Origin of the sequence: Gandjariella thermophila (genome assembly GCF_005405885.1) — a bacterium.
Taxonomy (GTDB): Bacteria; Actinomycetota; Actinomycetes; order Mycobacteriales; family Pseudonocardiaceae; genus Gandjariella; species Gandjariella thermophila.
This window is the reverse complement of record NZ_BJFL01000009.1, coordinates 1-21,691: the sequence shown is the minus strand read 5'-3', so window position 1 is coordinate 21,691 and position 21,691 is coordinate 1. Positions and strand designations below refer to the sequence as shown.

25 protein-coding genes, 1 tRNA gene and 1 other RNA gene are annotated in these 21,691 nt (G+C 71.4%); 11 read left to right on the top strand and 16 right to left on the bottom strand.

Annotation, left to right across the window (positions count from 1 at the left end):
• The 5 genes from FFT21_RS11430 to FFT21_RS11410 all read right to left on the bottom strand — a co-directional run bounded on the left by FFT21_RS11430 (nt 1) and on the right by FFT21_RS11410 (nt 5,027).
• Nucleotides 1–933, bottom strand: coding sequence for an ABC transporter permease (locus FFT21_RS11430; protein WP_137813802.1), 933 nt, complete (start codon nt 931–933; stop codon nt 1–3).
• Nucleotides 930–1,934, bottom strand: a complete 1,005-nt coding sequence (locus FFT21_RS11425; RefSeq protein WP_137813801.1) for an ABC transporter permease — start codon at nt 1,932–1,934, stop codon at nt 930–932. Before FFT21_RS11425 ends, FFT21_RS11430 begins: the two co-directional genes overlap by 4 nt.
• A gap of 89 nt (nt 1,935–2,023) precedes the next feature.
• A complete protein-coding gene (locus tag FFT21_RS11420) occupies nt 2,024–3,700 on the bottom strand; it encodes an ABC transporter substrate-binding protein (protein ID WP_137813800.1) in 1,677 nt (558 codons plus the stop codon).
• A 397-nt stretch (nt 3,701–4,097) separates the two neighbouring features.
• A complete protein-coding gene (gene recR, locus FFT21_RS11415; protein WP_137813799.1) occupies nt 4,098–4,694 on the bottom strand; it encodes a recombination mediator RecR in 597 nt (198 codons plus the stop codon).
• 15 nt (nt 4,695–4,709) lie between these two features.
• Nucleotides 4,710–5,027, bottom strand: coding sequence for a YbaB/EbfC family nucleoid-associated protein (locus FFT21_RS11410; RefSeq protein ID WP_137813917.1), 318 nt, complete (start codon nt 5,025–5,027; stop codon nt 4,710–4,712).
• 208 nt (nt 5,028–5,235) lie between these two features.
• Between FFT21_RS11410 and FFT21_RS11405 the strand changes: the two genes are divergently transcribed.
• A complete protein-coding gene (locus FFT21_RS11405; RefSeq protein ID WP_137813916.1) occupies nt 5,236–5,970 on the top strand; it encodes an N-acetylmuramoyl-L-alanine amidase in 735 nt (244 codons plus the stop codon).
• Nucleotides 5,971–6,056: 86 nt separating this feature from the next.
• Nucleotides 6,057–7,982 carry a S9 family peptidase gene (locus FFT21_RS11400; RefSeq protein WP_137813798.1) on the top strand — a complete coding sequence of 642 codons (1,926 nt, stop codon included), beginning with the start codon at nt 6,057–6,059 and terminating at the stop codon, nt 7,980–7,982.
• A gap of 53 nt (nt 7,983–8,035) precedes the next feature.
• On the opposite strand, the gene FFT21_RS11395 is transcribed toward FFT21_RS11400, so the two are convergent.
• From FFT21_RS11395 to FFT21_RS11385, 3 genes are all read right to left on the bottom strand, one after another.
• On the bottom strand, nt 8,036–10,198 hold the full coding sequence (locus tag FFT21_RS11395) for a DNA polymerase III subunit gamma and tau (protein WP_137813797.1): 2,163 nt from the start codon (nt 10,196–10,198) through the stop codon (nt 8,036–8,038).
• Nucleotides 10,199–10,235: 37 nt separating this feature from the next.
• Nucleotides 10,236–10,330, bottom strand: an RNA gene (gene ffs / locus FFT21_RS11390) — signal recognition particle sRNA small type.
• Nucleotides 10,331–10,399: 69 nt separating this feature from the next.
• The gene (locus FFT21_RS11385) at nt 10,400–10,825 is read right to left on the bottom strand and encodes a YccF domain-containing protein (RefSeq protein WP_192909488.1); all 426 of its coding nucleotides are present in this window, start codon (nt 10,823–10,825) and stop codon (nt 10,400–10,402) included.
• Nucleotides 10,826–10,998: 173 nt separating this feature from the next.
• Here FFT21_RS11385 and FFT21_RS28835 point away from each other — a divergent pair, with 173 nt between their 5' ends.
• Nucleotides 10,999–11,157: a hypothetical protein gene (locus tag FFT21_RS28835; RefSeq protein ID WP_153816552.1), complete on the top strand. Its 159-nt coding sequence runs from the start codon at nt 10,999–11,001 to the stop codon at nt 11,155–11,157.
• A 75-nt stretch (nt 11,158–11,232) separates the two neighbouring features.
• On the opposite strand, the gene FFT21_RS28830 is transcribed toward FFT21_RS28835, so the two are convergent.
• Nucleotides 11,233–11,388: a hypothetical protein gene (locus FFT21_RS28830; protein ID WP_153816551.1), complete on the bottom strand. Its 156-nt coding sequence runs from the start codon at nt 11,386–11,388 to the stop codon at nt 11,233–11,235.
• Between the two features lie 107 nt (nt 11,389–11,495).
• Here FFT21_RS28830 and FFT21_RS11380 point away from each other — a divergent pair, with 107 nt between their 5' ends.
• Both FFT21_RS11380 and FFT21_RS11375 read left to right on the top strand, forming a co-directional pair.
• A complete protein-coding gene (locus FFT21_RS11380) occupies nt 11,496–12,374 on the top strand; it encodes a helix-turn-helix domain-containing protein (protein WP_137813796.1) in 879 nt (292 codons plus the stop codon).
• The gene (locus tag FFT21_RS11375; protein ID WP_137813795.1) at nt 12,361–12,621 is read left to right on the top strand and encodes a DUF397 domain-containing protein; all 261 of its coding nucleotides are present in this window, start codon (nt 12,361–12,363) and stop codon (nt 12,619–12,621) included. Before FFT21_RS11380 ends, FFT21_RS11375 begins: the two co-directional genes overlap by 14 nt.
• 7 nt (nt 12,622–12,628) lie before the next feature.
• Here the strand turns inward: FFT21_RS11375 and FFT21_RS11370 are convergent, their stop codons facing one another.
• Together FFT21_RS11370 and FFT21_RS11365 are read right to left on the bottom strand one after the other, a co-directional pair.
• Nucleotides 12,629–13,009 (bottom strand): hypothetical protein, encoded by a 381-nt coding sequence (locus FFT21_RS11370; protein WP_137813794.1) that lies wholly within the window; start codon nt 13,007–13,009, stop codon nt 12,629–12,631.
• Between the two features lie 9 nt (nt 13,010–13,018).
• The gene (locus FFT21_RS11365; RefSeq protein WP_137813793.1) at nt 13,019–13,357 is read right to left on the bottom strand and encodes a hypothetical protein; all 339 of its coding nucleotides are present in this window, start codon (nt 13,355–13,357) and stop codon (nt 13,019–13,021) included.
• 270 nt (nt 13,358–13,627) lie between these two features.
• Between FFT21_RS11365 and FFT21_RS11360 the strand changes: the two genes are divergently transcribed.
• From FFT21_RS11360 to FFT21_RS11345, 4 genes are all read left to right on the top strand, one after another.
• The gene (locus FFT21_RS11360) at nt 13,628–14,152 is read left to right on the top strand and encodes an SRPBCC family protein (RefSeq protein ID WP_137813792.1); all 525 of its coding nucleotides are present in this window, start codon (nt 13,628–13,630) and stop codon (nt 14,150–14,152) included.
• A gap of 109 nt (nt 14,153–14,261) precedes the next feature.
• A tRNA-Ser gene (locus FFT21_RS11355) sits at nt 14,262–14,349 on the top strand.
• A gap of 232 nt (nt 14,350–14,581) precedes the next feature.
• Nucleotides 14,582–14,986, top strand: coding sequence for a YciI family protein (locus FFT21_RS11350; RefSeq protein WP_264081640.1), 405 nt, complete (start codon nt 14,582–14,584; stop codon nt 14,984–14,986).
• Nucleotides 14,983–16,128, top strand: a complete 1,146-nt coding sequence (locus FFT21_RS11345) for an RNA polymerase sigma factor (RefSeq protein WP_137813791.1) — start codon at nt 14,983–14,985, stop codon at nt 16,126–16,128. The genes FFT21_RS11350 and FFT21_RS11345 overlap by 4 nt, the downstream gene beginning before the upstream one ends.
• Here the strand turns inward: FFT21_RS11345 and FFT21_RS29715 are convergent.
• A complete protein-coding gene (locus FFT21_RS29715; RefSeq protein WP_225978311.1) occupies nt 16,085–16,558 on the bottom strand; it encodes an ANTAR domain-containing protein in 474 nt (157 codons plus the stop codon). The two genes, FFT21_RS11345 and FFT21_RS29715, sit on opposite strands and share 44 nt — an antisense overlap.
• Nucleotides 16,559–16,616: 58 nt before the next feature.
• A complete protein-coding gene (locus FFT21_RS29710) occupies nt 16,617–16,841 on the bottom strand; it encodes a hypothetical protein (RefSeq protein ID WP_225978310.1) in 225 nt (74 codons plus the stop codon).
• Nucleotides 16,842–17,137: 296 nt separating this feature from the next.
• Between FFT21_RS29710 and FFT21_RS11335 the strand changes: the two genes are divergently transcribed.
• Nucleotides 17,138–17,416 carry a hypothetical protein gene (locus FFT21_RS11335; RefSeq protein WP_307722921.1) on the top strand — a complete coding sequence of 93 codons (279 nt, stop codon included), beginning with the start codon at nt 17,138–17,140 and terminating at the stop codon, nt 17,414–17,416.
• A 79-nt stretch (nt 17,417–17,495) separates the two neighbouring features.
• Nucleotides 17,496–17,729 carry a hypothetical protein gene (locus FFT21_RS11330; protein WP_137813790.1) on the top strand — a complete coding sequence of 78 codons (234 nt, stop codon included), beginning with the start codon at nt 17,496–17,498 and terminating at the stop codon, nt 17,727–17,729.
• Between the two features lie 9 nt (nt 17,730–17,738).
• On the opposite strand, the gene FFT21_RS11325 is transcribed toward FFT21_RS11330, so the two are convergent.
• From FFT21_RS11325 to FFT21_RS11315, 3 genes are all read right to left on the bottom strand, one after another.
• A complete protein-coding gene (locus FFT21_RS11325; RefSeq protein WP_137813789.1) occupies nt 17,739–18,095 on the bottom strand; it encodes a hypothetical protein in 357 nt (118 codons plus the stop codon).
• 255 nt (nt 18,096–18,350) lie between these two features.
• Nucleotides 18,351–20,021 (bottom strand): acetolactate synthase large subunit, encoded by a 1,671-nt coding sequence (locus tag FFT21_RS11320; protein ID WP_137813788.1) that lies wholly within the window; start codon nt 20,019–20,021, stop codon nt 18,351–18,353.
• Between the two features lie 130 nt (nt 20,022–20,151).
• Nucleotides 20,152–21,231, bottom strand: coding sequence for a right-handed parallel beta-helix repeat-containing protein (locus tag FFT21_RS11315; RefSeq protein ID WP_137813787.1), 1,080 nt, complete (start codon nt 21,229–21,231; stop codon nt 20,152–20,154).
• Between the last annotated feature and the right edge of the window lie 460 nt (nt 21,232–21,691).

The window sequence follows — 21,691 nt, the reverse complement described above, 5'->3', positions numbered from 1 at the left end:
TCACCGCCGGTTCTTGGGGTCGAGGGCTTCCCGCATCGACTCGCCGAGCAGGGTGAACCCGAGCGCCACCACGATGATCGCGACGGCCGGGTAGAACGCCAACTCGGGCCGGACGTCGAGGTAGCGCTGCGCGTTGCCGAGCATCAGGCCCCACTCGGCGCGCGCCGGGTCGGGATCGCCGAGGCCGAGGAAGGACAGCGCGGCGGCGTCGATGATCGAGGTGGCCAGGGTCAGCGTGGCCTGAACGATCACCGGGCCGACCGAGTTCGGCAGCATGTGTCGGAACACGATCGTCCGCCGCCGCACGCCCAGCGCGGTCGCCGCGAGCACGTGGTCACTCGCCCGCTGGGCCAGCATCGAGCCACGCAGCAGCCGCGCGAAGATCGGCACGCTGACCATGGCCACCGCGATGATCACCGTCCACTGGCTGGGGTGGCGGGCCAGCGCGGCGATGGAGATCGCCAGCAGCAGGCTGGGCACCGAGAGCATGATGTCGGTCAACCGCATCAGCAGGGTGTCCACCCAGCCGCCGAGCGCGCCGGCCAGGCCGCCGATCACCATGCCCACCGCCAGGCCGATCAGCGTGGCCATCACGCCGACCACCAGGGACTGCTGCGCGCCGACGATGAGCCGGCTGAGGAAGTCGCGGCCGAACTCGTCGCTGCCCAGCGGGAAGCCCGGCTGCGGCCCCGGAATCGAGTCCGCCCGCAACTGGTCCTTGAGCACCTGGAACGGGGTGTACGGGTCCTCGGGCGCTATCCACGGCGCGAACAGCGCGAGCAGCACGAACACGGCCACGATGACCGCGCCGATGATCGCCACCGGGTTGCGTGCCATCCGGCGCAGCGCGTCGACGGTGAGGCTGGTGCCGCCCTCGGCCGTCTCGGCGAGTTCGTCCACCCGCCGCCTGCGGATGTTCAGCAGAGAGGTCATCGCACCCGCACCCTCGGATCAATGATCGCGTAGGAGATGTCCACCAGCAGGTTCACCACCACGTAGACGAACGCGGCGAGCAGGATGAGGGCCTGCAGGCGCGGATAGTCCTTGCGGTCGATGCCCTCGGCGAGCAGCGATCCCAGGCCGCCCCAGTTGAACACCTTCTCGGTGAGCACGGCCCCGGCCAGCAGCAGGCCGGTCTGCAGGCCGATCGTGGTGGACACCGGGAGCAGCGCGTTGCGCAGCACGTGCCGCCCCCGGATCGTGCCCGGTGCCAGCCCCTTGGCGTTGGCCGTGCGGACGTAGTCCTCGTTGACCACGTCCAGCACGGATGCCCGGGTGATCCGGACGATCACCGCGAGCGGGATGGTGGCCAGGGCCAGGCCCGGGAGAACCAGGTGCACCAGGGCGTCCCAGGCCGCGTCCCACTCGCCGGTCATCATCCCGTCCAGCACGAAGAAACCGGTGACGTGGGTGGCGTCGATGTCGACCGCCTGGCGGCCGGACGGCGGGAACCAGCCGAGCGTGTTGGCGAACACGTACTTGAGCAGGTATCCGAGGAAGAACACCGGCACCGCGACGCCCACCAGGGTGCCGACCACGGTGACGTTGTCCAGCATCCGGCCGCGGTACCGGGCGGCCAGGTAGCCCAGCGGGATGCCCAGCCCGACGGCGATGATCAGTGCCACCACGGACAGTTCGATGGTGGCCGGGAAGGCCCGGCCGATCTCTTCGACGACCGGGTCACCGGAGACCAGCGAGTTGCCGAAATCCCCGGTGAGCACCCTGCGGAGGAAGCGGAGGTACTGCAGGTATATCGGTTGGTCCAGGCCGAGAACCTGGTTGAGCTGGGCGATCTTGGCGGGTGTCGCCTTGTCCCCCAGCATCGCGGTGGCCGGCCCGCCCGGCAGCGATCGCAGCCAGGCGAACAGCAGGATCGACAGCACCAGCAGGGTCGGAACCGCCTGGAGCAGTCGGCGAACAACGAATCGGAGCATGAGCCATCCTCGACGACCGGCGGGCGGCGGCACCCGGCCACGTGTCGGTGTGGCCGGGTGCCGCCCCCGCGGGGTTCTCCGTCAGCCGATCAGTCCTTGCTGACCGGGCCCCACCTCTCGTCGGTCAGCGGGCTGGGCACCAGACCGTGGATCTTCTTGTTCACCACGAACGCCGGCGGCGAGTTCGAGATCGGGATAGCGGGCAGGTACCTGCTCATCAGGTCGCGGCTGACCTGCTGGTAGGCCGCGGCGTGCTGGGCCGGGTCGACCGTGCCGTCCGCGGCGGCGATCTCGGCGAACAGCGAGGGGTCGTTGAACCCGAACTCGGCCTTCTCCCGGCCGAAGAAGGTGCCGACGAAGTTGCCCGCGTCGTTGTAGTCGCCGGTCCAGCCCAGCAGGTGCAGGTCCTGCTTGCCGGCCTTCTGCACGTCGTCCTTGTAGCCGCCGTTCCATGGCCGGGGCACGAGCTGGACGTTGATGCCGGCCTCCTTGAGGCTCTCGGCCAGCACCGTGGCGATCTCCTGCGGGTTGGGCATGTACGGCCGGGTGACCTCGGTCGGGTAGTAGAACTGCAGCGTCAGATTCGACGCGCCGGCCTCGGCGAGCAGTTGCTTGGCCTTGTTCACGTCGTGCGGATACTGCTGCACGTCGTCCGCGTAGCCGGCCACCGCCTTGGGCATGAACTGGGTGGCCACGGTCGCGCCCTCGGGCAGCTTGTTACGCACCAGCGAGTCGCGGTCCAGCGCGTAGGCGATGGCCTGGCGCACCCGCAGGTCCCGTAGCGCCGGGTTGTTCTTCTGGTTGATGCCCAGGTAGAGGATGTTGAACGCGGGGCGGACCGCGACGTTGAAACCGTCGTCCTTCAGCGACTTGTAGTCGGCGGGCGACGGGTAGTCGTAGCCGTCGATCGTGCCCGAGCGCAGCTCCTGCTTGCGCGCGTTCTCATCTGGGATGATCTTGAAGATGACCTTGTCCAGCTTGGCCTTCTGGCCCCAGTAGTCGTCGTTGCGGACCAGGGTGATCGTGCCGTTGGCCTTGTCGAAGCCGCCGAACTTGAACGGCCCGGTACCGGTGGGGTGCTCGGTGGCGTACGAGCTGTACTCGAACGAGTCCCCGCTCTGGGTGACCTTGTCCGCGTCGTACTTCTTCAGCGCGTCGGGGCTGGAGATGGACAGCGAGGTCAGCCCGAAGGCGGCGGGCAGCGCACCCTTGTACTTGTTCAGGTTGATCACGGCGGTGCCGTCGTCCTTGGCCTCGCAGGACTTGTACAACGGCTGGCCGGTGGTGTCGCCCTCGTTGTGCGCGAAGCCCTCGAAGACGTCGCCGTAGTAGATCATCTGGCTCTGGGCGGCGGCGCCCTTCATGTTGAACCAGCGGTCGAAGTTGAAGCAGACCGCGGCCGCGTTGAACGGGGTGCCGTCGTGGAACTTCACGCCCTGTTGCAGGTGGAAGGTCCAGGTCTTGCCGTCCGGTGTGGACTCCCAACTCTTCGCCAGGCCGGGCGCGAGGTCGGCGGTGCCGGGCTTGTACGTGACCAGGGTCTCGTACATCTGCCGGATCGGCCGGAAGCTCTCTCCGTCATCGTTGAAGATCGGATCGAAGTTCTTCGGCGCACCCGCGACACCGAAGACCATCGTGCCGCCGACGTTGCCCGAGCCGCCAGCCCCGCGCTGGGACTGGGCGCAGGCAGACAACGAGAGTGCGACGGCAGCGGTCACGCCGATCACGGCGAGCCGGCGCCATCGCGCCGTCCGGGTATGGACCATCGCGCACCCCTCGAGAGTCTGGGCGTCTCTGTGCTCGTGTGGCGGTTCGGGCGACCCGCCGCTCGCACGGTCTGTTGCCCGTGGTCGCGGACGGTTCTGCGGCACCCGCACCGGTGGTCGGTGACACTAACCGCATCCACAAGCCCCGCTGAGTTCCCGAAGGTCACGATCCGGCCACGCAAATCACCAGGCAGTGGCGCCCGGTGAACTGTTAACGGTGGTGGTCTGTACCCAAGACGGCCGGACCAGCGCTCTCGCGGCCAGATGGCGGCCGTCAGTAATCCGGATCAACGAGGGACCGTTAGCCGTCCGAAACAAGACTGTGACCGGCACCGTCCGCAAATCGAACACCAGGCGGGTGAGAACGCTCACAGTGCGCGTTCGCCGGGCGGGACGGTCACACCGCCCGGCGGCCGGTGAGCGCGCGGCCGAGCGTCAACTCGTCGGCGAACTCCAGGTCACCGCCCATCGGCAGGCCCGAGGCCAGCCGGGTCACGGCGAGCCCGGGGAAGTCGCGCAGCAGCCGTACCAGGTAGGTCGCGGTGGCCTCACCCTCGGTGTTCGGATCGGTGGCGAGGATGATCTCGGTGATCTCGTCGGTGCCGATCCGGTTGAGCAACTCGCGGATGCGCAACTGGTCCGGGCCGACCCCGGACAGCGGGTCCAGCGCACCGCCCAGCACGTGGTAGCGGCCCCGGTACTCGCGGGTCCGCTCGATGGCCAGGACGTCCTTAGGCTCCTCGACCACGCACACCAGCTTCGGATCCCGCCGCGGGTCCGCACAGATCCGGCAGATGCTCTGCTCCGCGACGTTGCCGCACACCTCGCAGAACACCACGCCCTCGCGCACTCGCTGCAGCGCGTCCTGCAGCCGCCCGATGTCCGCCGGGTCCGCCGCGAGCAGGTGGAAGGCGATGCGCTGGGCACTCTTCGGACCGATCCCGGGCAGCCGCCCCAGTTCGTCGATCAGGTCCTGAACCGGTCCCTCGTACACCCCAGGATTCCCGCGTTACATGCCGGGCAGGCCGAGGCCGCCCAGGTCACCCAGGCCGCCGGCGAGCGGCCCCATCTTCTCCGAGGCCAACTGCTGCGCGTTGTGCCCGGCGTCGCGAACCGCGGCCACGACCAGGTCAGCCAGCGTCTCGGTGTCCTCCGGGTCCACCGCCTTGGGGTCGATGACCAGGCCCTTCAGCTCGCCGGTGCCGGAGACGGTCGCGGTGACCAGCCCACCGCCGGCGCTGCCGGTCACCTCCGCGTCGGCAAGCTCCTGCTGGGCAGCCATGAGCTGCTCCTGCATCTTCTGCGCCTGCTGGACGATCTGTTGCATGTTCGGCTGACCGGGTTGCACCGCGGTTCCTCTCGTCGTTCGTCGCGCCGCCCTTGACCTACTCGTCAGGGTAGTCGTGCCGGACGCTGGGAGACTGTCGGACGTGCTGAGACCGCCGCATCCCCGGCGCACCGCCCGGGTGACCGGCGCCGTCCTGGCCGCCGTGGCGACGCTGGCCGCCTGCGGATCGGCGGCCACGCCGGCACCGATGCCCACCGCGCCGCCGGCCACGAGTTCGTCTGGGCCCGGGGTACCCGGTTCCCCCGCCGCGGCGGCGGCCAGCCGCCCGGCGAACGCGCCGGTGGTGGTGCTCGACCCCGGGCACGACGGCGGCAACGCGGCCCACCCGGCGGAGATCAACCGGCCGGTGCCGGCCGGCCGCGGCGAGACCAAGCCGTGCAACACCACCGGCACCTCGACCGCCGCCGGCTACCCGGAGCACGCGTTCACCTGGGACGTGGCCGTGCGGGTGCGGGACGCGCTCATCGCGAGGGGCGTCCGGGCGGTGACGACCCGGCCGGACGACGCCGGGGTCGGTCCGTGCGTCAACGACCGGGCGGCGATCGGCAACCGGGCCGGAGCTGCCGCGGTGGTGTCCATCCACGCCGACGGCTCGGACGCCGCCGGGGCGCGGGGCTTCCACGTCGCCTACGCCGCGCCGCCACTGAACGACGCGCAGGGCGCGCCGTCGGCGGCGCTGGCCCGGGCGCTGCGGGACGCGCTGCGCGGTGCGGGGTTCACGCCGGCCAACTACATCGGCGCCGACGGCCTGGCGCCCCGCGCCGACCTGGCCGGGCTGAACCTGTCCACCCGGCCCGCCGCCCTGGTGGAGTGCGGCAACATGCGCGACGCGCGGGAGGGGGCGGTGCTGTCCAGCCCGGTGGGCCGGCAGCGCTACGCCGACGCGATCACCATGGCCGTCCTGGCCTACCTCGGTCGCTGACCGTGCTCGGGCAACTGTGAAGACACGCCCACGTCGGTGAAAACGGAGCGCAGCTGTTTCACCCGGCTGTGTGACATCGTGGAGTCATGGGGCTGGACATCGCGCGGCTGCTGGAAGTGCGCACGTGGCGGGCGTTCGACGTGGACGGCGAGGGGCGCGTCCTTGCCGGGTGGGACGAGTCGGGGTCGGTGCAACTGGTCGAGATCGGCCCGGACGGGGCCAACACACCGCTCACCGCGCTGCCCGGCCCCTGCTCCGGGCGCTACCTGCCGGGCCAGCGGGCGATCGTGGTACAGCACGACGCCGAGGGCAACGAGCGCAGCCAACTCTCCCTGCTCCGCCCGGACGGCGCGGACCTGCCCGCCCCGCCGGACGCGCTGCAACCGCTGGTCCACGATCCGGAGCACAAGCACGACATGGTCGACGTGCTACCCGGCCGGGTGGTCTACCGGACCAACCGGCGCAACGGCGTGGACTTCGACATCGTCATCCGCAACGTCTTCACCGGCGAGGAAGAAACCGTTTACGACCGGGGCGGCATGGTCAGCGCGGCCACCGTGTCCGCGGACAGCCGGTACGTGGTACTGGCCCGGCCGGCGATCCCGCCGCTGTCCGACCAGCTCGTCCTGGTGGACACCATGCCGGAGACCGAGAACCTCCGGGTCCGCCCGCTCACCGGGGAGGGTGAGCACGCGCGCAACACCCACCCGCACTGGCTGCCGGACGGCCGCACGCTGCTGGTGAGCAGCAACCGCGATCGCGACTTCACCGGCGTGGCCCGCTACGACGTGCACACCGGGGAGTGGACCTGGCTGGTCACCTCCGACGAGCACGACCTGCTCGCCTGGCCCTCGCCGGACGGGCGGCTGCTGCTGGTGATGGCGGACGACGACGGCGCCTCCCGGCTCAGCCTGCACGACGCCGGCACCGGCGAGCGGCTGCGGGACGTGGAGCTGCCCACCGACGGCTGGGTGCGCTACCCGCAGCCGGAGCCGGTGTGGTCGCCGGACTCCCGGTTCGTCGCGCTGTCGTTCAGCGCCCCCACGGTGCCCGGCGACGTGCTGCGGCTGGACGTTGCCACCGGGTTGGCCGCCGCCTCGGCGGTGCCGGCTGCCACCTCCGCGGAGCAGCGCACGTCGCCCGCGCCCTCCGCCGTCTCGGCGGGCGAGAGCGCCTCGGTGGTGCGGTGCACGCCGCTGACCAACTCGGCGGAGCAGCTTGCCGGCGTACCGCTCTCCACCCCGGACACGCACCGCATCGAGGCGCCGGACGGCGAGCGCATCCCGTGCTTCCGCTACCCGCCCACCGGCTGCGGCGCAGAGCTGGACGGGTCGGCGGTGGTGCTTGTGCACGGTGGGCCGGAGGGTCACGCGGTGCGCTACTTCAACCCGGTGGTGCAGGCGCTCACCGCCACCGGGCACACCGTGCTGGCGCCGAACGTGCGCGGCTCCATCGGCTACGGCAAGCGCTGGTACGCCGCGGACGACGTGTACAAGCGCCCGGACGCGGTGGCCGACCTGGCCGCGCTGCACGACTGGCTGCCGTCGCTGGGTCTCGACCCGCGCCGGGCGGCGCTGTGGGGCGGCTCGTACGGCGGTTACATGGTGCTCGCCGGGCTGGCGTTCCAGCCGGAACGCTGGGCGGCCGGGGTAAGCATCGTCGGCATCTCTTCACTGGTCACGTTCCTGGAGAACACCTCGCCGTACCGGCGGGCGCACCGCGAGCGGGAGTACGGCTCGCTCGCGCACGACCGCGAGTTCCTGCACAAGATCTCCCCGCTGACCAGGGTGGACGACGTGCGTGCCCCGCTGTTCCTGATCCACGGCGCGAACGACCCGAGGGTGCCGCTGTCCGAGGCGCAGCAGGTGGCCGACGCGCTGGCGGAGAACGGGATCGAGTGCGAGCTGCTGGTGTACTCCGACGAGGGCCACGGGCTGGCCAGGCGGGCGAACCGGCTGGACGCCTTCCCCAAGGCGATCGCCTTCCTGGGCCGCCACCTCGCCCGGCACTGACGCGCCTGCTGGGCAGCCACCTCGCGCGACACCGACCCGGCCGGACCCGGCGGTCAGCCGCCGTCCACCGGGCGGGCGCCGAGTTGCGTGGTGAGCAGCCGGATCGCGGCCTCCCGCGGGGGTACCGCCGGCGTGCCCTCCGGCTCCGCGCCGGCCTGTGCGGACGGCCCCGGCGGTGCGCCGGGATCCTCGTCCGGTGGCGGCGGCTCGTCGGGCTCGGGAGGCTCCGGCGGAGGGGGCACGTCGTCGACCGGGGCCGCCGGCCGGGGCGGGGGCTCCCGCCGCTGCGGGGGCTCGGCGGAACGCTGCTGGCTCGACCGCGCGGGCACCGGCCGGGGCCGCACCGCCGCGGTGGGCGCGGTGGCCGCGCCCGGGCCGGTGGTGTCGGCGTGCACGCAGCGGATCACCCAGTCCTCGCCGAGCAGGAGGGCCTGCAGGGCCGCGCGAATCACCTCGGTGCGGGACTCCTGGCCGAGTTGCCGGGCCAGCCCGGCGGTCGGCATGGCCAGCACCAGCGTGTTGCCCTCGACGGCCTGCACCGTGGCGTTGGACAGCAGCGTGTAGGCCGGCTTGCTGCGCTGGCCGACCTCGCGCAGCAGCTCCGGCCAGACCTGGCGCAGCCTGGTCGCGTCGATCCCGCCGGGTGCCTGCGCGCCCTCGGCGGGCGGTCCGGACACCCCGGCCGCGCCCTGCGCCGCGCCGGCCTCGGCCGGCCACGGCTCGGGGCCGGCGGCCTCACCAGCGGGCCGCGCCGGTGCGGACTCCCGGCCCGGGGCGGGCGGGGCGGCGCTTTCGGCCGGCGCACCCCGTGCCGCGGCGGACGGCCCCTGTTCCGCGTCGGCGGGAGGCGCGGGCTGCTCCGCGTCGGCGGCCGCGCGCTGCGAGGGCCGCCGGTAGGTGGGCCGGTCCCGCGCCGGCGCGGCCGAACCAGCGGCGGATCCGGCGGCTTCGGGAGCGGCTGCGGGCCCGGCGGCCGCGGCGCCACCGGCCGCTCCCGGCCGCGCGAACCCGGCCGGCGGCGCGGCACCCCCGGCCCCGCCCGGCTCGCCGCCGGACAGCGTCACCCGGCGTTCCAGCCGCTCCAGCCGTTGCAGCAGCGCCGCCTCGGAATCCGACGCGGCCGGCAGCAGCATCCGGGCGCACAGCAGTTCCAGCAGCAGCCGCGGGGCGGTCGCGCCGCGCATCTCGGTGAGCCCGGTGTGCAGGATCTCCGCGTACCGGGACAGCGTGGCCGCGCCGATCCGCTCCGCCTGCGCCGCCATCCGGTCCAGCTCGCTCTGTGGGGAGGCCACCAGCCCGCGCTGCGCCGCGTCCGGCACCGACCTGAGCAGCACCAGGTCGCGGAAGCGGTCCAGCAGGTCGGCCGCGAACCGGCGCGGATCGTGGCCGGCCTCGACCAGCCGGTCGACCGTGCCGAACACGGCCGCGCCGTCCCCCGCGGCCAGGCCGTCCACCATGTCGTCGATCAGCGCCACGTCGGTGACCCCGAGCAGCGCGACCGCGCGCTCGTAGGTGACACCCTCCGGACCGGCACCGGCGAGCAACTGATCCATGATCGACTGGGTGTCCCGCGCCGAGCCGCCACCGGCCCGGATGACCAGCGGGTACACCGTGGGCTCGACGGTGACGCCCTCGTTCGCGCAGTTCTTCTCCAGCAGCGCCCGCATCGGGCCGGGCGGGATCAGCCGGAACGGGTAGTGGTGGGTGCGCGAGCGGATGGTGGGCAGCACCTTGTCCGGCTCGGTGGTGGCGAAGATGAAGACCAGGTGCTCGGGCGGCTCCTCCACGATCTTCAGCAGGGCGTTGAAGCCCTGCGTGGTGACCATGTGCGCCTCGTCGATGATGAACACCCGGTACCGGGACTGGGCCGGCGCGTAGAACGCGCGGTCGCGCAGTTCACGGGCGTCGTCCACGCCGCCGTGGCTGGCCGCGTCGAGTTCCACCACGTCGACGCTGCCGCTGCCCTCCGGGGCCAGCGCGATGCAGGAGTCGCACTCGCCGCACGGGTCCGGCGTGGGGCCCTGCACGCAGTTCAGCGAGCGGGCCAGGATGCGGGCGCTGCTCGTCTTGCCGCAGCCGCGCGGCCCGGAGAAGAGGTAGGCGTGGTTGACCCGCCCGGCCGCGAGCGCCGTGCGCAACGGCTCGGTGACGTGCTCCTGCCCGACCACCTCGGCGAAGCTCGCCGGGCGGTACTTGCGGTAGAGCGCGAGCGCCACGGCACCGACCCTACTGGGGACCACCGACACAACAGGCACAAGGGGACCCCGCGCACCCGCCAGAGCCCGCTTATCCTTGCTGCCTTCCGGCCCTGGGGAGGTTCACGGGATGGACGCCGCGCGGGGTCCACGAACAGTCTACCGGTCCGTACCGACCGCGCCGGCCGCCCCCACACCCGACGGATCAACGGCGGCCCGGCGTCACACCCGGACCCGCGGCCGGCCCGCCGCGTCGACGGCGAACATGCCCGGCCCCTCCACGTCCGCGATCCGCTTGCCCAGCGGCATCAGCGACACCGGCACCAGCTTGAAGTTCGCCGCCGCCAGCGGGATCCCGATGATCGTCAGGCACAGCACGATGCCGGTGAGAATGTGGCCCAGCGCCAGCCACCATCCGGCGAGCACCAGCCAGAGGATGTTGCCCAGGGTGGAGAAGGCACCGGCGCCCGGCTCGTGGACGAGGCGCCGCCCGAACGGCCACAACGCGAAGTTGGCCATCCGGAACGAGGCGATGGCGAACGGGATGCCGATCACCGTGATCGCCAACAGCAGGCCCGCGAAGGCGTACCCCACGGCCATCCAGAACCCGCAGAACACCAGCCAGATGATGTTGAGCAGCACGCGCATATCCCCAGTGTGGCCGCCCGCGATGCCGCCGCACTCGGGGAAGACCCCGAGTTGTCCCCGGGCAAGGCCGACCGCCGTCTCCGGGAAAAGCATGCAGGCGCCGTGGGGATTGTCCCGCCCTCTACGCTGGCCGGCATCTCCGTCCGGCTGCGAGCGAACGCAGGAGGCAGCGCATGAGTGAGGAGACCAGCTTCGTCGACTGGCGCAAGCGCGAGCGCGCCCGGGCCAACGACGACCCGGCAGAGCGCAGGTCCAGCAAGGGCATCGTCCTGGCCGTGATCCTGGTGGCGGTTGTCGCCCTCGCGGCGGTCGCCGTGTTCCTGATCCGATAGGTCCGCGTCCGGCCCCCGGCGGGTTCCGCGGTGGGCCCGCCGGGGGTCTGCCCGCCGCCGCGAGAAACGCCCCGTTCAGCCGGATCGCCGGTGCGGCCGCTCCACGGCCCGCCGTTCCCGCACCGTGCGGACGATCTCGACGGCCGCCGCCACCACCGCGATCACCACCGCGCCCGCCACCACGACCAGTACCGAGGCGACTCCGGCATCCACGTCGTACCTCCGTCCCACCGCGCTGGCGTAATCCAGGCGTTTTCACTATTCGTCAAACCAGTTCTCTTCGGGTGATCATCGGATGAACGTCTGGAATCGTCCGTATGCACCCATATGTTTGGCGCATGGTCGTGGAGCGGAAGTCGACGGTTCGCGCCCGCGAACTGGGCGCCGCACTGCGCAGAGCGATGAACGAGGCCGGTTTCGACAACCGGACCGTGGCGCGCAGGCTGGGCTGGTCGGACACCAAGGTCAGTCTCATGCTCAGCGGCGAGCGCAGCACGCCGGTGGAGGACGTTTCCGCCGTACTTGCAATTTGCGGCGTGAAAGGCGAGGAACGCAAACGACTTCTGCGACTCTGCCGCGAGGCGAAACAGGTCGGCTGGTGGCAACGGCACGGTTCGCACCTGCCGAAGGAACTGCGCACCTTCATCGACCACGAGAGCGCGGCGGTGGCCATCCACAGCTTCCAGCCGCAACTCGTGCCCGGGCTGCTGCAGACCGCCGACTACATGCGTGCGGTCATGCGTGCCTCGGCCACCTTCCCGGTGGACGAAACCGAGGAGCGGGTCGCCGCGCGGCTGGCCCGGCAGGCCATCTTCGACCGGTTCCGGTCGCCCCGGTTCACCTACTTCGTGCACGAGTTCGCGCTGCCGTTACCGGTCGGCGGTCCCGAGGTGATGTCCGACCAACTGCACCACCTGCTGCGCATGTCCGTGCGCCCCTATGTGGCCCTTCGGGTGATTCCGGCCGCCGCCGGGGCGCATGCGGGCGCGTGCGGGGCATTCCAACTGCTGGAGTTCGCCGAGACCCCGCCGGTGGTTTACCTGGAGCACGACACGGCAAGCCTGTTCCTGGAGGAAACCGCGGAGCTAGCCGCCTACCTCGCCATCCTCACCTCGCTCGACCTCACCGCACTCGACCTGCCACAATCCCGGAAGCTGATCTCCCACGTGGCATCCGAGTTCGGCGGCACCCGAGAGGAACCCGATGACAGCTCCTGACCCCGGCAGCCTCGCCTGGCGCAAGAGCAGCCGCAGCGCCAACCAGGCCACCTGCGTCGAGCTGGCCTTCATGTGGCTGAAGAGCAGCCGCAGCGCCAATCACGCCGACTGCGTGGAATTGGGCCGGCACCCGGAGGCCGCCGCGATCCGGGACTCCAAGAACCCGGCCGGGCCGATGCTCACCTTCGAGCCGCAGCGCGTCATGGACTTCCTCACCAGCGTCAAGGCCGGCCGCTTCGACCGCTGACCCGCCGCTACCGGGCGCCCACCACCCGGTCGAGCCGGTCACCCGCCGCCATCAGGAACCGCAGCCGCCGCAGCAGCGCCGCCCCGTACAGGCCGTGCCGCCACTGCGCGGACAGGGCGTCGCGCTCCACCCGGATGCTGCGGGCCACCCACCGGTTCCGCCGCATCCACCGGGTGAAGTCGGACCGCCCGATCTCGGCGGCCACCTCCGGGTGACGCTCGGACCGAACCGTGGCGGTGCGGCGGCCCAGCCACGCCGCGATCCGGTTCAGCACGTCCCGGTTGGCGTCCTCGGCGGTGCGGTACTGCTCGGCGGTGTCCGCCAGTTCCTCACCCATGCGCCCGACGTTCTCGCCGATCCGGTCCAGGTGATCGACGAATTCATCCAATGTGGACTTCTACGCCGTCCAGCCGAGCGGCTGCCCGACCAGCCCCCACGAGGTGGCCGGCACCTCGGCGGTGCGGGCCGCGTCGGCCACCGCCGCGCGAAGCGTGGACAGCACCGCACCGCGTAACGCCTGGGGGCGCTGGCGCAGCGCGTCCGCGGTGAACCGGATGTCCTTGATCGCGCCGCCCGGGCCGGCGACCCCGGCGACACCGTGATCGGCGGAATGCGCCACGGCCTCGGCGATCCGCTCGCGCATCCCAACGTATCTCGCCATCGCGTCCCGGGCGCGCCGGGCGGACGCGTTGAACCGTTCGAACGCTCTGGTCACATCCTCCATCGGGTCCGCCACGTGCCGCCCTCCTCGCCGCGCCCGGAACCGCGCAGGGCGCCTGATCGACAGGACCGGCGCCGTTCCGGAATACGTCACTCCGGCGCCCGGCGTTCAGTCCGCCAGCACCCTGGCGAGATCATCTCGACTCGTGTCCTCTCTCGCATGGACGCGCATCACCCCGCAGTGGGTTGCGCTAGTGAACCCACTTTTCTAGCTTGGCTGACGTCGCGTGATCCGGAACGGCCCCGTGCTGGAACCCGCGGCACACAACGACGTGGGGAGGGCCAAGTGGACAGCGCCGGCCTGCGGTACACGGACGGACCGACCGTCGAGGTGGACGTGCTCATCGACGCACCCACCGAGGCAGTGTGGGAGCTGGTCACCGACATGAGCCTGCCGTCGCGGTTCAGCGGCGAGTTCCAGGGCGCCGAGTGGCTGGACGGCGCCACCGGCCCGGCGGTGGGCGCGCGCTTCGTCGGCACCAACGAGCATCCCGCGATCGGCACCTGGCAGACCACGTCCACCATCGTCGAGTACCAGCCCGGCCGGTGCCTCGAATACGCCGTGCAGGACCCGGCGCAGCCCGCGGCACGTTGGCGGATCACGCTGGAGCCGGAAGGCGACCGGACCCGGCTGCGGCAGTGGATGCGGATCGGCCCCGGCCCCTCCCCGCTGCGCAGCGCCATCGAGGCGGCACCGGAGAAGGAGGCACGCATCCTCGACCGCCGGATGAGCGAGTTGCGCCGCAACATGACCGCCACCGTGCGGGGCATCAAGGAACTGGCCGAGGCGGCCCGCGGCGGGCCGGCCTGAGACACCGGTGCGGCACACCGGCGGGGCCGACCTGATCGACGACTGCGCACGTCCTCGCAGGTGGGGATGCCTTTTGGCGGCCAGATCGGCCCCGGCTACACTCTTCCGCGGAGGATTCGCCTAGTGGCCTAGGGCGCACGATTGGAAATCGTGTTGGGGTTGATAGCCCCTCGCGGGTTCAAATCCCGCATCCTCCGCAGGAGGCAGAGGCCCGGACGCCGCGCGTCCGGGCCTCTGCCCTTTGCGCCCTAGCTCCACATCGTGCCGGTGCGACCGCGGCTGTCGCGGCTTCGCCGTCGTCGCCGCCCGCGAGCCCGCGGCGCGGAGCTGGAACTCAGCACGCTTCCGGGTGTCGAGAATGTGGCGCTGGCTCCGTCCCAGGGGCACGAGTGGCCACGACGGGCCGCGCGACAGAGAAGGAGAACCGCCGTGAAATACCTGCTGCTGAAGCACTACCGCGGCGCCCCGGCTTCGGTCAACGACGTGCCGATGGACCAGTGGACGCCGGAGGAGGTCGACGCGCACATCCAGTTCATGCGCGACTTCGCCGCCCGCCTGGAGGAGACGGGTGAGTTCGTCGACGCCCAGGCACTGGCGCCCGACGGCGCGTTCGTGCGATATGACGGCGAGGGGCGCCCACCGGTGACCGACGGTCCGTTCGCCGAGACCAAGGACCTCATCGCCGGCTGGATGGTCATCGACGTGGAGTCCTGGGACCGCGCGGTCCAGCTGGCCGGGGAGCTGTCCGCCGCTCCCGGGGCCGGCGGCGAGCCGATCCACGAGTGGCTCGAGGTGCGCCCGTTCCTGACCGAGCCGCCCACGGTGACCGAGTGAACTCCTCGCTGCTGCGGGAGCTGGTGCCCGCGGTGATCGGTGTCCTCGTCCGGCGCGGAGCCGACTTCGCGTCGGCCGAGGATGCCGTGCAGGAGGCCCTGATCCGGGCGCTGGAGACCTGGTCGGACGATCCACCGCGCGATCCGAAGGGATGGCTGGTCACGGTCGCGTGGCGCAGGTTCCTCGACGCCGCCCGCGCCGATGCGTCACGGCGGGGACGGGAGCTTGCCGTGGAGGGCGAGCCCCCGGCCGGCCCGGTGCCCGCCACGGACGACACGCTGCGGCTCTACTTCCTGTGCGCGCACCCGTCCCTGCCCCCGGCCTCGGCGGTCGCCCTGACGCTGCGCGCGGTCGGTGGCCTGACCACGCGGCAGATCGCGGCGGCATACCTCGTCCCCGAGCCGACCATGGCACAACGGATCAGCCGGGCCAAGCGGCGGATCGCGGGGCTGCGGCTCGACCAGCCCGGCGATCTCGGGACGGTGCTGCGGGTGCTCTACCTCGTGTTCAACGAGGGGTATGGCGGGGACGTTGACCTGGCGGCCGAGGCGTTGCGCCTCACCCGCCAGCTCGTCGCCCTGACCGACGAGCCCGAGGTCGCGGGGCTGCTCGCACTCATGCTGCTGCACCATGCGCGCCGCACGTCTCGCACCGGCCCCGGAGGTCGCCTGGTGCCGCTTGCCGAGCAGGACCGATCGCGCTGGGACACCGGCCTGATCACCGAGGGGGTGGCGATCCTGCAGGCCGCGCTGGTCCGCGACCGGCTGGGCGAATACCAGGCGCAGGCCGCGATCGCCGCCCTGCACGCGGACGCTCGGAGCACCTCCGAGACGGACTGGGTACAGATCGTGGAGTGGTATGACGAACTGCTGCGCCTCACCGGGAGCCCGGTGGTGCGGCTCAACCGCGCGGTGGCGGTCGGCGAGGCCGACGGACCGCAGGCCGGCCTGGCGGCGCTGGCTGAGGTGAACCACGACCTGCCCCGTTACGCCGCGGTGCGGGCATACCTGCTCGAGCGCGCCGGTGACCTCGAGCTCGCCGCCGAGCTGTATGCCGAGGCCTCCCGCGCGGCGACCAGCGTGCCGGAGCGTGACCACCTCACTCGAGAGGCCGCACGGGTGCGGCAACTGCTGCGGCCGTGAGTGCGGTATCCGCCCGCACTGGCGGCCGCAGGGGAACAACCGCGCGCTGGCCTGCGAGGCGGGCCAGAGACGCTGCCGCGAGTTGCCGGCGGCGGAGCGGGTGACCTTGCCGACGAACCGGGCGGCCAGGTCCCGGACCTTGACGTTCTCCCGCTGGGACTGCTTCGTCAGCTCGGCGAACGCCTCGTCCGCCGGTCAACCCGCGGGCCGCCATCAGGATGCCCTTCGCCTGGTCGATCACGGACCGGGACTGCAGCGCATGCCGTAACTGCTCGGCAAGCTGGCGGGCGGCGAGGTGGCGGCGGGCGCCGCGCAGCGCCCCCTCGGCGGCGGTGGTGAACAACTGGAGCAGCGCCGCGTCGATGCCGCCGAAACCGTGGCCGGACCGGCTGTAGAGGTTCAGGCTGCCGACACACTCCGAGTCGATCATCATCGGGGTGGAGAGGTAGCCGGTAACGCCGATCTTCGCGGCGGGCGAACTCCGGCCATCACCGCTCGGCCTCGTCCCCGCTGACGTGCACCACCTCGCCGGTGGACACCGCGACCATGCCGGGGCCGTCCCCGCACCGCCGCTGTTCGCGCTCCACGTCGAGGACCAGGTCCCGGATGCAGGCGACGGTTTCCGGCCGACCGTCGCGGAGAATCGTCACCCCGGCGGCGTCGGCCTCGGGTACCGCCCCGAGCACCTGGCGGCACACCTGCCGCAGGATCACCTCCAGGTCGTCCTCCCGCGCTCCAGCAGGCCGACGAGGGCTTCCAGCGCGGCGGTGACATCGTCGAGAACGTCCCGTCCCACCGTCTCACGTCCATTCGCATCGCTCGGCGCCACGCCGACCGCCCTTGCACCCGTCCACGCGAGGCGCGGCCTCACCGCTGGCCGCCCCCGGCTCACCCGGGTAGCTAACCGGTCCGCTCAGGTTCCGCCCAGGGGCGGTAAGCGGGTGGGCCCGCATCAGCGGGCCTGGACACGCCGCGTGCCGTCCCCGAACCGCCCGGCCGGTGGTGATAGATGAGAGGGATGGACCGGGATCTGCTCCGCGATCCGGGGCGGACGGTGGCGAGCGGCAACGGAAGGCACTCGAACATGGCTTGCTCCACCTGCACCACCGGGCTCAATCACTGCCACGGCACGCTGATCGTCCACGGCGACGGCCTCGCCGAGTGCACCGACGGCCAGTGCGCCGACCTGGACCGGGCCCGGCACGCCCTCACCATCGGGTGCGACGAGGTGGCCGGCGGGTGTGGCTGCGCGGAGCCGGCGGCCAGCCCGCTGCGGCACGCGTCCTGAACGCGTCAGCGGTACGACGGGAAGCGCGAGCGCCCGTGACTCCTTGCCGGCCGGCCGGGCGGGGGCCAGACTCGACGCCGTGCCAGCGAGTCGTGACGACCTCCACTGGATGATCGACGAACTGCCCGATGACCGGCTGGACGACGCGGCCGCCCTGCTGTCCGGGCTCACCATGGAACCGCCACCGGCCTCGTCCGGCGAGCCGGGCGACTTCGTGGTGTCCGTCCGGGACGCGCGGGACGAGAGCGAGATCGCCGCGCGGGCCGAGGAACTGCTGGCGCGCCGGGCCGGTCCCGAGGTCGCGGGCGACTGACCCGGCCGGTCAGCCCGGGGTGATGGTGGCCAGCACGAAGCCGAGCACGCCGAGCGCCGCCGCGGTGAGCACCATGCCGGCCTGCCACCAGCCGTTGACCCGGGCCAGCGAGGCGAACACGATCAACCCGATGCCGAACCCGGCGATCAGCGCGAACAGGAACACCACCCGGTCGCCGACCCGCTGCCGCGCCGCCGGCAGGTAGCGCAGTTCGAGCAGGGCCAACCAGGTCAGCCCGGCCAGCGCGGGACCGAGCCCACCGGGCCGGAAGGTGCAGTCGCATCCGGCTTCCTCCGGCGCCACCATCAGGGCGAGGCCGAACAACGTGAGCAACCCGGCGCAGCCGAGCTGCGCCCGCACCCGCATCAGCCGACCAGGTCGGGACCGGAAGCGGGCCGTCGGTGACCGGCGGGGTGACAGCGGAGCCGACCGGGGTGGGCGCTGTGGCACGGACATGCGGGCACGTCATCCTCCCGTCGTCACACCATCTCGAAATCTTCCCCCACATGGGTGAACGAAGGAAGACGAATCTGCAACGCTGCGCGACCGTTTCGCCGTCCTGGGTTCGTCGCGGCGCTTGTCGCGGCCTGCGTCGCCGCTCTTGTCGTCGCCTCCGCCGGCTTACAGCGCGGCGTCCAGCTCACCGAGGCGCTCGGTGAGCCGCAGGTTCTCCGAGTAGTCGACCGAGCAGGAGATGATCGACACGCCGTCGTCAGCGAGGGCGGCCCGCAACGTGGGCAGCAGCTCGGAGGCGCTACGGATCCGGTAGCCCCGGGCGCCGAAGCTCTCCGCGAACCGCACCACGTCCGGGTTGGTGAACGCCACGTTGCTGTGCGTGCCGAGGTCGAGGTCCATCTTCCACTCGATCAGCCCGTACGCGTTGTCCTCCCAGACCAGCACGGTCAGCGGAATGTTCTCGCGGACCGCCGTCTCGATCTCCTGGGCATGCATCAGGAACGCGCCGTCGCCGACCGCGGCCAGCACCGTGGTCTCCGGGCGGGCCAGGCGCACGCCGAGCGCGCCGGGCAGGGCGAAGCCCATGGTCGACAGCCCGTTGGAGATCAGGCAGGTGTTCGGCGCGTAGGTGGGATACAGCCGGGCCATCCACATCTTCACCGCCCCGGTGTCCACCAGGACGACGTCCTCCCGGCCGAGCGCGGCGCGGGTGTCCGCGACGATCCGCTGCGGCGCCAGCGGGTACCGGTCGTCCCGCTGGCCGCGCTCGAACTCCTCGCGGAGCAGTGCGCAGGACGCGGCGACCGGCCGGGGTTCCCCGCCGTGCGGCTCGGCGGCGTCCGCGAGGGCGCGCAGCGACGCGCCGATGTCGCCCTCGATACCGACGCCGACCGAGTAGTGCGCGTCCACCTCGGCCGGGAACCGGTGCACGTGGATGATCTTCTTCGTGGCATCCGGGTTGATCCGCGCGGGGTCGAACTCCTGCAACTCGTAGCCGACGGAGATGACCAGGTCCGCGTCGTCGAACCCGAAGTTCACGTAGTCCCGCCGCATGAAGCCGATCGTGCCGATGGCGTGCGGATCGTCGTCCGGGATCACGCCCTTGCCGTGGAACGTGGTGGCGACCGGAATCCGCATCCGGTGCGCGAAGTCCACCAGCGCCGCACCCGCCCCGTTGCGGGCGGCGCCGTGCCCGGCCAGCACGATCGGCCGGCGGGATTCCCGTAGCAGCGCGGCGGCGCGGCGCACCTGGCCGGGAGCGGGCGCGTCCGGCCGGACCACGTTGCGCGGCAGCGGCGCCAGGACCGGATCGGCGTCGCCGGACTCCACGTCCTCCGGCACGGCCAGGTACACCGCGCCGGGCCGCTCGGTCTCCGCCGTCTTGAACGCCTTGCGCACCATCTCCGGGATCGCCGCCGCGCTCGGCACGCTCGCCGACCACTGCGTGATCGGCCGGAACAGGTTCACCAGGTCGATGAACTGGTGCGACTCCTTGTAGTCGCGGTCGTGGCCGACCTGCGCGGACAGCGCGACGACCGGGGTGCTGTTCGTGGTGGCGTCGGCCACCCCGAGTTGCATGTTGATCGCGCCGGGCCCGAGCGTCGCGGACACCACGCCCGCGCTGCCGGTGACCCGGCCGTACATCTCGGCCATGAACGACGCGGCCTGCTCGTGCCGGGTCAGCACGTACCGGATGGGCGACTTCTCCAGCGCCTGGATCAGGTGGATGTTCTCCTCGCCGGGAATGCCGAAGATCACCGACACGCCCTCGTTCTCCAGGCACCGCACCAGCAGACCGGCGGCGGTGGCTCGATCGCTCCGCTCCGTCGCGCTCATCCTCGCCACTCCCCGTACGTCGCCGTCACCACCGACCGTAAACATTCCCCCGCCGCCGGGCACCCGCACGACGCCGTGCGCCCCGCCGCGGCGAACCGCGGCGGGGCGCGCAATCCGTCGGGGAATGTGGTCAGGAGCAGCCGGGAACGGTGCTCGGGCTACCACAGTTGTTCGGGATGTTGCCGGTCACCGGGCTGGAGATCAGCGTCACCGTGCCCGAGGCTCGGAAGATCCCACCAGCGGTGGCCGTTGGGCCAAGGGCACTGTTGCCCGTCACCGGGCTGCTCCTGAACGTCGCCGTGCCCCCGCCGTTGTTGAAGAGGCCACCGCCCTTACCACCGATCACCGGATCGTTCGCGGTGTTGCCGCTGAAGCGGCTGCTGGTGACGTTCAGCGTCCCGCCGAAGTTGAAAACTCCGCCGCCCTCGGCCCCGCCACCCGAGCCAGTGGCGGTATTGTTCTCCACCGGGCTGCTGTTCAGCGTCACCGTGGCGTTCATGGCAATACCAGCGCCGTCGACAGAACCACCAGCCGCGGTAACGCTTACGGTGTTTCCGGCCACGCGGGTGCTGTTCAGGGTCACTTTGGAACCAAAGAGGACCTCAAGTCCTCCGCCCTCGGCAAACCCGGTACCGACGGACATATTGCCGACCACGGAACTGCTGTTGAACGTACCAGTGGCACCCGGACCCGTCACAAAGAATCCACCGCCATCCAAACCCGCGGTATTGCTGGTGACAGTACTGCTGTTGAATGTTGCCGCACCACCGAGGTCGGCGATACCGCCGCCCACAATGTCGGCGAAGTTGTTGGTAACCGTGACGACGCTGGCCTTGAGTGCCGTGCCGGCACCGTTCAGCAGGATGCCACCACCATCACCCGCCGAGTGACCATTGCGGATGGTGAGGTTGGTCAGGGTCAGGTTTCCGGGATTGTCGATCTGGAAGAGGCGGAACTTGGTGGCGGCGGTTGAGGCACGTTGGATGGTGTCGCCGCTTCCGAGGATGGTGAGTGTCTTGTTGATGACCGGCAGGGCGTTGTCGGCCGTGGCCTTGTTGAGGTCCGTGTACGTGTAGGTGCAGCCCGGCGCAAGCACCAGGGTGTCGCCGCTGGCGGCCGAGGTGATGGCTGTCTGCAGGGCAACCGGGTCACAGATGACGTTGGTCACGGCGGCCTGCGCGGTCGACGGAATGGCCAGCACGGCCACCATCGCGCCGGCGGTGGCGGCGGCACCGCGCAGACAGGTCCTGAGTCGCATTGTGTTCTCTCCAGAAACTTTTGACATTTCAACCGGTTTTCGGAAAAAAATGAAACGAATCGCGGCCGGGGTGGATCAGCAGCCGGGCATGTTGACGACAGGAACCGTCCGACAACGCAGGACAGACATACGCCAACCGGGTGCAACGCGGGTCTCCGGCGGCCGGGCGTGAGGAGGTGCGCACTCGGCCGCCGGAGACCGGCGGTTTCGCGTGGTCAGATGTCGTGGGAGGGTTCAGCTACAGGCCCACGCACTGCCCACTGCGGGTGCCAGCGACAATGTTCGGCTGACCGTCGTTGGTCGGGTTGTTGGCCACCACGACACCGTTGACGGTGTTTCCGAAGCATCCCAGGTTGCCGGCGATCCGGTTGGATTCCAGTTCCGTGGCCGTGGGTTCGGGCGGAGTGGCCGC